We start from the raw sequence: 12,611 nt of genomic DNA, 5'->3' as shown, positions 1-12,611 counted from the left end.
GCGCCGTCAGGCCCTGCGGGGCCCGGCCGTCCCTCAACGGTGCCTGCGGCGACCGTCAGGAGTGCGGGGCGCGGCGCCGTCAGGCCCTGCGGGGGCCGGCCGTCCCACAACGGCGCCTGCGGCGACCGCCCGGGCCGCCGGAGGCGTGCCCGTCAGGGGCGCGGGGAACTGCGCGATCAGCCCCCACCGGACCCGCAGATTCCGACGGCGCCCCAGGTTTGCTAGAGCCGCGCCGGCGGCGCAATCCCGCCGACCCCCGCCGCGTACAACGCATGGGCGGTCCGCAGGACCACCCCATCCGCGTGGCGCGCGCCGACGATCTGCAGCCCCACCGGCAGCCCTTCCGCGTCCACCCCGACAGGCACCGTCGCAGCCGGCTGCTGGGTCATGTTGAAGGGGTACGTGAACGGCGTCCACCCCGTCCACCTGCGGTGCCCCGAGCCCCGGGGCACCTCCGCCCCCGCCTCGAACGCCGTGATCGGCATCGTCGGCGTCACCAGCACGTCGTACGTGTCGTGGAAGCGGCCCATCCGCCGCCCGAGCTCCATGCGTACGTCGACCGCGGCGAGGTAGTCCAGCGCGCTGTACCGCCCGCCCAGGTCGCAGATCTCCCGCAGCCCCGGGTCGAGCAGTTCCCGCTGGTCCGGGCCGAGCCGCTGCGTCACCCGCGCCGCCCCGCTGAACCACAGCACCTGGAACGCCTCGACGGGATCGGTGAAGTCGGGGTCGGCCTCCTCGACGTACGCGCCGAGGGACGCGAGCCCCTCCACCGCGCGCCGCACCGCCGCGGCGACCGAGGGCCGTACCGCGACCTGCCCGCCGAGGGAGGGCGAGTAGGCCACCCGCAGCCCCCGCACGCCGCCGCCGCTGTCACCGCCCAGGGCGTCCACGTACGAGCCGTCCGCCGGGCCGAGCCCCGACCAGTCGCGGGTGTCGGGGCCGGTGATGACGTCCATCATCAGCGCCGCGTCCGCGGCGTCCCGCGTCATCGGCCCGACGTGCGCGAGTGTCCCGAACGCGCTCGCCGGATACAGCGGCACCCTCCCGTACGTCGGCTTCAGCGCGAAGATCCCGCAGAAGGCGGCGGGGATGCGGACACTGCCGCCGCCGTCCGTGCCCAGGGACAGCGGACCCGCGCCCAGCGCCACCGCCGCCGCGCTCCCGCCGCTCGACCCGCCCGCGGTGCGCGACGGGTCGTACGGGTTGCGGGTGATCCCCGACAGCGGGGAGTCGGTGACGCCCTTCCAGCCGAACTCCGGGGTGGTCGTACGGCCCAGGAAGACCGCCCCGTGCTCGCGCAGCCGGGCCACGGACGGCGCGTCCTCGTCCCAGGGGCCCGTCGCCGGCACGGTCCGCGACCCCCGCAGGGTCGGGCCGCCGCGCATCAGCAGGATGTCCTTCACCGAGACCGGCACGCCGTCCACCAGGCCGGCCGGTTCACCCCGCCGCCACCGCTCGGCGGACTCCCGGGCCTGCGCGAGCGCGGCCTCCTCGTCGAGACGGACGAACGCGTTCACCGCCGGCTGGATCTCCTCGGCCCTGCGCAGCGCGGCCCGCACCGCGTCCACGGGGCTGAATTCGCCCTTGCGGTACCCCTCGACGAGTCGTACAGCGGTCAGTTCGGTGAGCTCGGTCATCCGCCCCTCCAACGTGTATCAGTGGCCAGGTACGTATCCGCGCCGCTTGTCGACGACGTTCGGCAGGGGTTCACCCGCCTCCCAGAGCTCGTACAACTCCACGAACTGCCTACCCAGTTCGTCCCGCCAGCCCACCGTGTCGCCGCTCATGTGCGGTGACACGATCAGGCCGGGGACCTCCCACAACGGGCTGTCGGGGCCCAGCGGCTCGTGCTCGAAGACATCGAGCGCCGCCCCCGCGATCCAACGCTCCGAAAGGGCGCGGGCGAGCGCGTCCTCCACGACGAGCTGCCCACGGCCGACGTTCACGAAGCGCGCCGACGGCTGCATGAGGCCCAGCCGCCGGGCGTCGAACATTCCGTACGTCTCCTCGGTGAGCGGCGCCGCTGACACCACCCAGTCGGACCGCGCGATCAGCCGGTCCAGCTCCTCGGGTCCGCGCACGCCGTCGCGCGCGGTACGCCCCACGAGCGCGGTCGTGATTCCGAGCGCCCCCAGAGTGCGCTCGATCGCCCGGCCGATCGGTCCGGAGCCGACCACGCACGCGCGCGTGCCCGCGATCCGCCCCGATTCGCGGTGCCGCCACTCGCGTGCCTGCTGGAGCTCCCACGTGCGCGGCAGGTCCTTGGCCATGGCGAGGACGAGCGCGGCCACGTACTCCGCGATGGGCTGGTCGAAGACACCGCGCGCGTTCGTCACCAGGGTGTCCGACTCGGCGAGTTCGGGGCACATCAGATGGTCCACGCCCGCGCTCGCCGTGTGCACCCAGCGAGGTCGCGGCCCCGTGCCCGGCCAGGCCCGGCGCACCGCGTGCGAGGCGAAGTCCCAGACCAGCAGCGCGTCGGCCGAGGGCAGCAGCGCGGCAAGGGTCGAGTCGTCCGCGTACGCGACGCGCACCCGTCCGGTGAGCCGGCCGAGCCGGGGGGACGGCTCGGTGTCCAGCACCAGCAACACCGGCTTCCCGGCCGCGTCCGAGGAGGAGGCATTCGAGGAGGAGGAATCCGAGGTGGGGGAAGCCGAGGAGGGAGTGGTCATCGGGGGGAAACCGTTTCGCAACGAGGGTCCGCTTTCCTGGATCCGGGGCACTGCTGCGGGACATCGGACAGGCCGTCTGAGATGGGCGGATTGACCACGCTCGCACCCCAACCTACCTTCGTCAACACGGGCTCTTTTTCCGGGGATTCCGGAGGTCCCGCCCGCCTTTGTCTCCGTTCCTGTCCCGACGTCCCGGCAAGCGCCGGCTCTGCCTTGTGTCCCCCGGCCCCCCGGCCGGTCTCCACCACTCGCTCGACCCGAGTTTGGGGCTGCTCATGGACGTCTCCTTCCTTGGTGGACCGCACCCTCAAAGGGGTGTCGGCGTCGTCGCACCCTTCGACTTCGCCCTCGACCGCGAACTGTGGCGATGGGTGCCCGACGAGGTGTCGCTGCACCTCACCCGTACCCCGTTCGTGCCCGTCGAGGTCAGCCTCGACCTGGCACGCCTGGTCAGCGAGCACGAGACGCTCGGCGACGCGGTGCGCGCACTGAACGCCGTCGCGCCGGAGATCGTCGCGTACGCCTGCACGTCCGGCAGCTTCGTCGGCGGCATCCCGGGCGAGCGCGCGATGTGCGAGGCCATGACGCGGGCCGGCGCCATCCCCTCCGTGACCACGTCCGGCGCCCTCCTGGAAGCACTGGCGGAACTGGACGTGCGCCGGATCGCGCTCGTCACGCCGTACACCGTCTCCGTGACCCAGTCCCTTGAGGAGTACCTCGCCGAGGCGGGCATCACGGTCACAGGCCGCGCCTACATGGGCCTGACCAGGCACATCTGGAAGGTCCCGTACCGCGCCGTCGTCGACATGGCCCGCGACGCGGTGCGCGGGGCCGCCGACGCGCTCTTCATCAGCTGCACCAACCTTCCGACGTACGACGTCATCCCGCAGCTGGAGGCCGAACTGCGCATTCCGGTGATCTCGGCCAACCAGGTGACGATGTGGGCCGCCCTGCGTCACCTGGGTACCCGGGCGGTAGGGCCCTACCAGGCGCTGACCGACGAGTCGGCGCGGCAGCGGCCCGTACCGCCCGTACCACCGGAAGCACCCGCACTACCGGAAGAACAGGAAGGTTGGGCATGACGGCTCTCGGATTCCTCTACCCCGGTCATTCGGCCGAGGACGACTACCCGCGCATCGAGCAGCTCCTCGGCAGCGACGTCCGCCTCCAGGTCGTCCACACGGACATCGGCGAGGACGCCCACCGCGTGGACGCCCTGCTGGAGATGGGCTCGGACGCCAGGCTCGGGGCAGGCGTCGAGGAACTGCGCCTGTCCGGTGCCGACGCGGTGGTCTGGGCCTGCACCAGCGGCAGCTTCGTGTACGGCTGGCAGGGCGCCCACGACCAGGTCCGCGCCCTGGCGCGGACGGCGGGGCTGCCCGCGTCCTCCACGTCCTTCGCGTTCGCCCACGCCGTACGGGAGCTGGGGGTGAAGCGGGTCGCGATCGGCGCCACGTATCCGGGTGACGTAGCCGCGCTCTTCTCGTCGTTCCTGACGGACGCGGGCATCGAGGTCGTCTCCGTGCGTGGTTCCGGGATCATCACCGCCGCCGAGGTCGGGACGTGGGGTGAGGCGGAGGTGCTGGCGCTGGCCAGGGCGGCGGACCATCCCGAGGCGGAGGCGCTGCTGCTGCCGGACACCGCGCTGCACACGGCGTCCTTCATCCCGGACCTCGAACAGGAACTGGGCAAGCCGGTGCTCACCGCGAACCAGGTGACGGTCTGGGAAGCCTTGCGGCTCGCCGACCGTCGGGTGAACGCGCCGGCGCTGGGGGCGCTGTTCATCAAGCGTCCGCTTGTGCAGGTGTAGGGCGTTTTCTCGCCCCCGCCGCCCCTACCCATTCCCGTCCCTGGGGGCTGCCGCCCCCAGACCCCCGCATCGCGCTGAACGCGCTCGTCCTCAAACGCCGGACGGGCTGAAAGACAACGGCGGACGGCCTGGAGAGTCGGGGCGCAGCCCCGCTCTCCAGGGGCGCGGGGAACTGCGCGACCAGCCACACCCGACCCGCGGACGACAGACAGCCCGGCGCCGCCGAGTCCGAAGACTCGCCGACACCGGGCTCCCTGGCCCACCACGACCCCCGTCCGCGGTGGACACTCAACCGGCTCAGCCGGCGGCAGCTAATCCGTCGCGATCGCGTTCAGCACATTCATCCGCCCCGCCCTGAACGCCGGCACCAGCGCCGCGAACAGTCCCACGAAGGCCGAGCCGATGAAGACTCCGATGATCGTCGGCCAGGGGATGTCGAGGACCTTCAGGCCCTCCAGGGCGAGGAGCCGGTGCGCGGTGGCGCCCCAGCCCATGCCCAGGCCGAGGCCGAGGAGCGCTCCGAAGAGGGCGATGACGACCGACTCCAGGCGGATCATGCGACGCATCTGGCGGCGGGAGAGGCCGATGGCGCGCATCAGGCCGATCTCGCGGGTCCGCTCGACGACCGAGAGGGCCAGGGTGTTCACGACGCCCAGGACCGCCACGATGATCGCGAGGGCCAGCAAGCCGTAGACCATGTTCAGGAGCTGGCCGATCTGGTCCTTGAGCTGCTGCTTGTAGTCGGTCTGGTCACGTACCTGGTACTGCGGGTACGGGTCCAGGGACTTCTTCAGGGCCGTGTACGCCGTCTTCTCCTGGCCGTCCTTGGCGGTGGCGAACATCATGTCGTTCGGCGGCATCTTGTCGGCCGGGACGTACTGCTCCAGCGTGGTGACGTTCAGGTAGCGCGAGCCCTTGTCGAGGGCCGTGTCGTCGTCCGTGATCGCCGCGACCTTCAGCTTCGCGCTCTGTCCGCCCTTGAAGGCGACGGTCACGGTGTCGCCGACCTGCACGCCGTGCTTCTTGGCGTACAGGGAGCCGACCGACATCGCGTTCTTGCCGTACGCCGCCGACAGGTCACCGGCGATCGTCTCGCGGCGCAGGTCACTCGCGTACGTCGGGTCGGCGGCCGTCACGTCGCCGTCCTCGGTCTTGCCGTCGGGCGAGGTCAGCTTCGCCTCGACCATCTTGTAGCTGGTGACGTGCGCCATGCCCGGTGTGTCCTCGATGGCCTTCTGGGCCTGCGGCACGATCCGCTGGTTGCCCTCGATGATGAAGTCCGTGCCGACCGACTTGTCGAGCTCCTCCGTCGCGGAGGCCACCATCGAGGAGCCGACCACGGAGAGGCAGGCGACCAGCGCGAGGCCGATCATCAGGGCCGCTCCGGTGGCCCCCGTACGCCGTGGGTTGCGCAGGGCGTTCCGTTCGGCGAGGCGTCCGACGGGGCCGAAGGCGCGCAGCAGGACCACACTGAGAGCCCGGACCACGCCGCCCGCGAGCAGCGGGCCGATGATGACGAACCCGATCAGGGAGAGCACCACACCGGCGCCCAGCATCAGCGCGCCGTCGCTCGCCTTGTCCGCGCCCGCCGCCGTGAAGAGGGCGGCGACTCCGGAGCCCGTGAGGACCAGGCCGATCAGTCCGCGTATCCAGCCGGCCTTGCCGTCGGCCGGCGTACCGGCGTCGCGCAGTGCGGCCATCGGGGAGACCTTGCCCGCGCGGCGGGCCGGCAGGTAGGCGGCGAGGACGGTGACGACGACACCGAGGACCAGGCCGATCACGGGGGTGACGGTCTTGACGGTCAGGTCGGCCGTGGAGAGGTGCATGCCCGCGGCCGACATGAGCTTCATCAGGCCGATCGCGATGCCGACGCCCGCGGCGACCCCCAGGACCGATCCGACGATCCCGAGGAACAGTGCCTCGACCAGCACGGACCGGTTGACCTGCTTGCGGGACGAACCGATGGCCCGCATCAGGCCGATCTCACGGGTGCGCTGGGCGACCAGCATCGAGAAGGTGTTGATGATGAGGAAGATGCCGACGAGGAAGGCGATCCCGGCGAAGCCGAGCATGGCGTACTTGATGACGTTCATGAACTCGCCGATGCCCTCCTGGTTCTCGTCCGAGAGCTCCTTCTGCGTCTGCACCTTGAGCGCCTCGTCGGAGCCCGTGAGCACCGTGGAGACGTTCGCCTTGAGCTGCGTGTGGGTGACACCGGCGGCGGCCGTGACGTTGATCTGCGTGAACCGGCCGGTGGAGCCGAGCAGTTCGCGCTGTGCGGTGGCGGTGTCGTAGTAGACGATGGCGGCACCGGGGTTGGTCACCTTGAAGGTGGCGATGCCGACGATCTTCGCCTTGAAGTCACCGGTGACGGCGATGGTGCGCAGCTCGTCACCCATCTTGAGGTGGTGCTTGTCCGCGGTGTCGGCGTCGACCATCGCCTCGGTGGGCCCGCGCGGGGCGTGCCCGGCGGTGATCTCCATCGAACGCAGGTCGTTCTTCGTCCAGTTGCCCGCGATCGTCGGGGCTCCGTTGCTCGCCCCCACGTTCTTGTTGTCGCTGTTGACGACGGTCACGTTCATCGAACTGACCGCGCCCTCGGCCGACTTGACGCCGTCGGCCTTCTCGGTCCGGTCGATGAGGGAGGCGGGCAGCGACTCCGGCCTGCCGCTCTGCGGGGTGTCGTCGGTCGAGGCCGCCTTCGGGGAGACCGTGACGTCGGACGAGGTCGTCGCGAAGAGCTTGTCGAAGGTCGTGTTCATCGTGTCGGTGAACACGAGCGTGCCGCACACGAAGGCCACCGACAGCATGACCGCCACGGCCGACAGGGCCATACGTCCCTTGTGCGCGAAGAAGTTGCGCCGTGAGGTCTTGAAGACAGTCATGACGTACGTCCCCGGGCGTCGAAGTCCTTCATGCGGTCGAGGACGGCGTCGGCGGTCGGCTTGAACATCTCGTCGACGATCCGCCCGTCGGCCAGGTACAGCACGCGGTCCGCGTAGGAGGCGGCGACCGGGTCGTGCGTCACCATCACCATGGTCTGGCCGAGTTCGTCGACCGAGCGGCGCAGGAAGCCCAGTACCTCGGCGCCGGCGCGGGAGTCGAGGTTTCCGGTCGGCTCGTCACCGAAGATGATCTCGGGCCGCGCGGCCAGTGCGCGGGCCACGGCGACACGCTGCTGCTGGCCGCCGGAGAGCTGGTTCGGCCGGTGCTTCAGCCGGGAGGCGAGCCCGACGGTCTCGACGACCTGGCTCAGCCAGCCCTTGTCCGGCTTGCGGCCCGCGATGTCCATCGGCAGCGTGATGTTCTCCAGGGCGTTCAGCGTCGGCAGCAGGTTGTAGGCCTGGAATATGAAGCCGATCCGGTCCCTGCGCAGCTGCGTGAGCTTCTTGTCCTTGAGCCCGGTGATCTCGGTCTCGTCCAGGTAGATCTGCCCGGAGGAGACGGTGTCGAGGCCGGCGAGGCAGTGCATCAGCGTGGACTTGCCGGACCCCGAGGGGCCCATGATCGCGGTGAACCGCCCCCGCGCGATGTCCACGTCGACCTGGTCCAGGGCGACGACGCGGGTCTCGCCGGACCCGTACGCCTTGACGACCTGCCGCGCTCGCGCGGCAACGGCCGTACGCTCTCCAGTGCCCCCGTGCCTGGGAATTGTTACAGCCGATGTCACGGTATGTCTCCTAAGTCGGTCACTGTCAGGACAGCAACGATCTGCGATTGCGGTTGTGCTTACGGTCTCGGTCGCGGTCGTTCGCGTCGTGCTGAGTCGTGCGGCCGTGCCGTGCGGTTACAGCGACAAGTCTCTCGGTGGAGGGCGGTTACCGCGCTGGTGCCCAGCGCAGTCTCTTGCTGGGGAAAACCCCACCCCCGAAGGTGCGGGTCACCGCCCTCAGCGGCATAAAGCCAGGTTAAGGACGACCCGCGTACCGTCTCGTCCTCCGTCGGTACGAACCCTCCCCGAGCCGTAGTACGGAGGTCCCCCTAGGGGTTCTCCACCCACCGGTGGAGCCCCACTCAGGGATCGCCTCCACCCCTGAGCGTGCTGGAGTGCGCCCTCCCGTGCCACGAGACCCAAGTGGGAGAGTGTCCAACGGCAGGCAGACACAGGCAGACACGGGACAACGGCTCAGGTTCCCGGAGCTCAGGGAGGCATCCGGTGGACAGCGGGACACCCGGCATACCCGGTACACCCGGCATACGGAAGGCGACGGCGGACCGCCCCCCGGCCCCTCCCGGACGCCGGGCCGTCGTCGCCTCCCTCATGCTCTGCATGGGGCTGGCCGCGCTCGACTCCACGATCGTGTCGACCGCCGTCCCGCAGATCGTCGGCGACCTCGGCGGCTTCTCCGTCTTCTCGTGGCTCTTCTCCGGCTATCTGCTCGCCGTGACCGTCACCCTGCCCGTCTACGGCAAGCTCTCCGACACCTTCGGCCGCAAACCGGTGCTGATCGCCGGCTCGGTCCTCTTCCTCCTCGGTTCCCTGCTCTGCGCGCTCGCCTGGAACATGGCCGCACTCATCGCGTTCCGTATCGTCCAGGGCCTCGGCGGCGGCGCCCTCCAGGGCACGGTCCAGACACTCGCCGCCGACCTCTACCCGCTGGAGCAACGCCCCAAGATCCAGGCCAAGCTGTCCACGGTGTGGGCCACTTCGGCGGTCGCGGGCCCGGCGCTCGGCGGGGTGATCGCCACGTACGCCGACTGGCGCTGGATCTTCCTCGTCAACCTGCCGCTCGGCGCGGTCGCCCTCTGGCTCCTGATCCGCCACCTCCACGAGCCCGAACGGGCCGCCCCGACGCGCCCGCCCCGCATCGACTGGGCGGGCGCGCTCACCGTCTTCGCCTGCGGCGGCGTACTCCTCATGGCCCTGGTGCAGGGCGGGGTGGCCTGGCCCTGGCTGTCGCCGCCCTCGATCGCCCTGTTCTGCACGGGACTCGGGCTCATAGCCGTCCTCGTACGCGTCGAACGACGGGCGGCCGAACCGATCATCCCCGGCTGGGTCTGGCGCCGCCGCACCATCGCCGCCGTGAACCTGGCGCTCGGCGCCCTGGGCCTGCTCATGGTCGCCCCGACGGTCTTCCTGCCCACGTACGCGCAGGCGGTGCTCGGTCTGGCCCCGATCGCCGCCGGATTCGTACTCTCCGTATGGACGTTGAGCTGGCCGGTGTCGGCGGCCCTCAGCCAGCACGTCTACCGGCGCATCGGCTTCCGCAACACCGCGATGCTCGGCATCGGCACGGCCACCCTGATCCTGCTCGCCTTCCCCTTCCTGCCCTACCCCGGCGAGGCCTGGCAGCCCACCGTCCTGATGCTCCTCCTCGGCGGCGCGCTGGGACTCTTCCAACTCCCCCTGATCATCGGCGTCCAGTCGAGCGTCGACTGGGCGGAACGCGGCACGGCCACCGCCTCCGTCCTCTTCTGCCGCCAGACCGGCCAGACGATCGGGGCCGCCGTGTTCGGCGCGGTCGCGAACGGCGTACTGGCCTCCCGGCTGGGCGGCGCCGCCGACCTGGACTCGGTGACCACGTCCCTGGAATCGGGCGCGCCCGCGGAACACGTACGCCGGGCGGTCGCGGACGCGGTCCACACCGTCTACTTCGGCGCGGCCTGCGCCGCCGCCGTCGCCTTCCTGGTCCTGCTGTTCGTGGCCCCCCGCCGCTTCCCCGTACTGAAGAACCCCGGCGACTGAGAAGCTGTACCGAGTAGCGAGTAGCGAGTACTGAACAGAACTGCCGGCCGCGATGCGTTACTCCGCCGCCGCCCGCCCCGTCAGCGCCGCGAGGCTGCTGCGCACATGGTCCATGTGGGCCTGTACGGCGTCCCACTGCTCGCTGTGCTCACGCAGGACCCGTTCCGTCTCGCGGGCGAGGCGCTCCTCCACGACCCGGGCCTCGGCGAGGAGTTCGGTGGCGCGGGCGTCCGCGTCCTCCAGCAGGTGGCGGGTCGACTCCTGGGCCTCGGCCAGGTCCCGCCCCGCCTCGGCCACGCTCTCCTCGGCGCGCGCGACGAGTTCCTCGTGGCGCGCGTCGAACGCGGTCTCCCGCTCGGCCGCCTCGCGCCCGGCCCTCTCCCAGCGCTCGGCGTGCTCCTTCTCCTGCTCGGCGACGAGCAGCTCGCCGCGCCACCGCGTCTCGCGCAGCGCGGCCAGCGCCGCACTACGCCCCTCCTTCACCTCGCGCCGCGCGGAGACCCGCATCTCATCGGCCTCCGCCTGCGCGGCGAGCAGCAGCTGCCGGGCCCACTCGTCGGCCTCGCCGCGCACCTCGTCGGCGTCCGCCCGCGCGGCCTCGCGCACCCGCTCGGCAGCCGCCCGCGCCTCCTCCACGACCTGGCGCGCCGCTTGCCGCGCGCCCTCGCGCACCGTCGCGGCCTCCTCCTCACCCAGCTCGAAGAGCCGCCGGGCCCGGTCGCCGAGCATCTCGTACGTCTGAGGGGTCAGCCCCGTCACGACCTCGCCCAGCCGCACCGCCTCGGCCTCCATCTCCCTGGCCAGCACGGTCAGCCGGGCGGCCCGCTCCCACGCGGCGTCACGCCCCGCCGAGAGCGCCGCAACATGGGCGTCGACCTGTTCGGGACGGTAACCACGCCCCCGTACGGCCTCGAAGCCCTGAGACGACACCGACGCGCTGCCCATCCTCGAATCCCCTCTCCGACGTACGACCACGCGTACGGCCACGACGTACGACCATGGCGCACGACGTACACCATGATGTGCCGCACATCCTGGTGGATCAGGCGGAAGTGTTCATAACGCGACACTCCGCGCATTCCATCGGCGGGGCCCGGTTCCTGGCGGATCAGGGACTGAACTGGATCAGGTGGAGGATCAGGAGGATCAGGTCAGAGCAGGCCGTCCCACATCTGCTCCAGCAGTACCGACCACCAGCTCTCCGGCGACCCGAGGGCCGCCGGATCGATCGCGGCCAACTGCGCCTGGAAGTCGACGGTCCAGCGCCCCGCCTGCTCCTGGTTGAGCCCGAAGCGCAGCCGCCACATACGGCCGAGCAGCGCGAGGCTGCGCGCGAACTCGGGCAGCCCCGTGTTCACGAACTGCGGCGGTACGGGAGCACCGCCGGGCCCCGCCTCCACGGGCACGGCCACGATGTTCGCGGTCCCGTACTGGACACAGACCGCCTTGCCGAAGTCACTGCCCATGACGAGGTACGAACCCGCGTCCGCGCCCGGCTGCACGCCCCGCTCCTGCGCCAGTTCGGCGAGCGTCGGCACCGGACGGCCCGGCTGGGCCTGCGCCCAGAAGAACGGATTCATGTCGACCGGCAGCCCGGCCACCACCAGCGTGTGCGCCACGATCGGCGGCACGCCCTGCCGGGACACCGCCGCCTGGTCGAACCGGAACACGCCGGGACCGAACGCCCCCGCCAGCTCCTGCGCGATCGCCTCCGGCGGGACCGGCGGCGCGGACTGCACCGGCGGCAACGGCGCCCGGACCGGTCCCGGCCGCGCAGGACCGTCCGCGACCTGGTGCAACTCACCCTGGTGCGCGAGCAGTTGGGCCATGCCCTGCTGACGGCTCGCGTGGTCGGTGCCGTACGAGGCGATGCTCGTGATCCGCGCCTGCGGCCAGGTCTCCCGGATCATCCGCGCGCAGTACGCGCCCGGCAGCTCACAGGACTCAAGCTCCGTGTGCAGCTCAAGGACCTGCTGCGGCGGCACGTTCATCGCCCGCAGCTCATGCAGGATCTGCCACTCCGGGTGCGGGGTGCCCGGCGCGGACCGCCGGATCACCTGCTGCTCGCTGCCGTCCTGGGCGCGGTAGCGCAGCACCGCCTGATAGCCCGGACCGACCGTGGGCGGGGCCTGCTGCGGGTACCCGTAGGCCGGAGGCTGCTGGCCGGGCATGGGCTGACCCGGCATCGGCTGACCCGGCATCGGCTGACCGGGGAAGGGCTGCTGCTGACCCGGGAAGGGCTGCCGGCCGGGCACATGCGGTGCCGGCGGCGGCATACCGGGGGCCCCGGGAGGCATACCGGGTGCGCCCGGGGCGGGCGGCGGCGGAGGGGTCGCCCCCGGACCGCCGACCGGCGGACCGGCCAGCATGGTCTCCGCATGGTGCACCCCACCGGGCGGCGTACCACCCGCGGCACCGGGCGCGCCCGGTGGGGTGCACCATG

9 protein-coding genes are annotated in these 12,611 nt (G+C 71.5%); 3 read left to right on the top strand and 6 right to left on the bottom strand.

Annotated elements, in window-relative coordinates:
- Positions 1 to 221: 221 nt before the first annotated feature.
- Together AOK01_RS32795 and AOK01_RS32790 are read right to left on the bottom strand one after the other, a co-directional pair.
- Positions 222 to 1,637: an amidase gene (locus AOK01_RS32795; protein WP_055518125.1), complete on the bottom strand. Its 1,416-nt coding sequence runs from the start codon at positions 1,635 to 1,637 to the stop codon at positions 222 to 224.
- An 18-nt stretch (positions 1,638 to 1,655) separates the two neighbouring features.
- Positions 1,656 to 2,672, bottom strand: coding sequence for a D-2-hydroxyacid dehydrogenase (locus tag AOK01_RS32790; protein WP_079103951.1), 1,017 nt, complete (start codon positions 2,670 to 2,672; stop codon positions 1,656 to 1,658).
- 275 nt (positions 2,673 to 2,947) lie between these two features.
- On the opposite strand from AOK01_RS32790, the gene AOK01_RS32785 reads away from it, so the two are divergent.
- Both AOK01_RS32785 and AOK01_RS32780 read left to right on the top strand, forming a co-directional pair.
- A complete protein-coding gene (locus AOK01_RS32785; RefSeq protein ID WP_055518124.1) occupies positions 2,948 to 3,754 on the top strand; it encodes a maleate cis-trans isomerase family protein in 807 nt (268 codons plus the stop codon).
- Positions 3,751 to 4,482: a maleate cis-trans isomerase family protein gene (locus AOK01_RS32780; RefSeq protein ID WP_055518123.1), complete on the top strand. Its 732-nt coding sequence runs from the start codon at positions 3,751 to 3,753 to the stop codon at positions 4,480 to 4,482. Before AOK01_RS32785 ends, AOK01_RS32780 begins: the two co-directional genes overlap by 4 nt.
- Positions 4,483 to 4,793: 311 nt before the next feature.
- Here the strand turns inward: AOK01_RS32780 and AOK01_RS32775 are convergent, their stop codons facing one another.
- Positions 4,794 to 7,367, bottom strand: a complete 2,574-nt coding sequence (locus AOK01_RS32775; RefSeq protein ID WP_055518121.1) for an ABC transporter permease — start codon at positions 7,365 to 7,367, stop codon at positions 4,794 to 4,796.
- Complete coding sequence (locus tag AOK01_RS32770) at positions 7,364 to 8,152, bottom strand: ABC transporter ATP-binding protein (RefSeq protein WP_055518120.1); 789 nt, start codon at positions 8,150 to 8,152, stop codon at positions 7,364 to 7,366. Before AOK01_RS32770 ends, AOK01_RS32775 begins: the two co-directional genes overlap by 4 nt.
- 507 nt (positions 8,153 to 8,659) lie before the next feature.
- Between AOK01_RS32770 and AOK01_RS32765 the strand changes: the two genes are divergently transcribed.
- Entirely contained in the window at positions 8,660 to 10,168 is a 1,509-nt protein-coding gene (locus tag AOK01_RS32765; protein WP_055518127.1) for an MFS transporter, read from the top strand.
- Between the two features lie 57 nt (positions 10,169 to 10,225).
- On the opposite strand, the gene AOK01_RS32760 is transcribed toward AOK01_RS32765, so the two are convergent.
- Together AOK01_RS32760 and AOK01_RS32755 are read right to left on the bottom strand one after the other, a co-directional pair.
- On the bottom strand, positions 10,226 to 11,113 hold the full coding sequence (locus tag AOK01_RS32760; RefSeq protein ID WP_055518119.1) for a hypothetical protein: 888 nt from the start codon (positions 11,111 to 11,113) through the stop codon (positions 10,226 to 10,228).
- Positions 11,114 to 11,319: 206 nt separating this feature from the next.
- Positions 11,320 to 12,611, bottom strand: a 1,292-nt coding sequence (locus AOK01_RS32755) for an SUKH-4 family immunity protein (protein ID WP_213862185.1), incomplete at its 5' end; no start/stop codon positions are given.

This window comes from Streptomyces aurantiacus, assembly GCF_001418335.1.
Lineage (GTDB): Bacteria > Actinomycetota > Actinomycetes > Streptomycetales > Streptomycetaceae > Streptomyces > Streptomyces aurantiacus.
The sequence above is the reverse complement of the archived record's forward strand: the minus strand, read 5'-3'. Positions and strand labels throughout refer to the sequence as shown.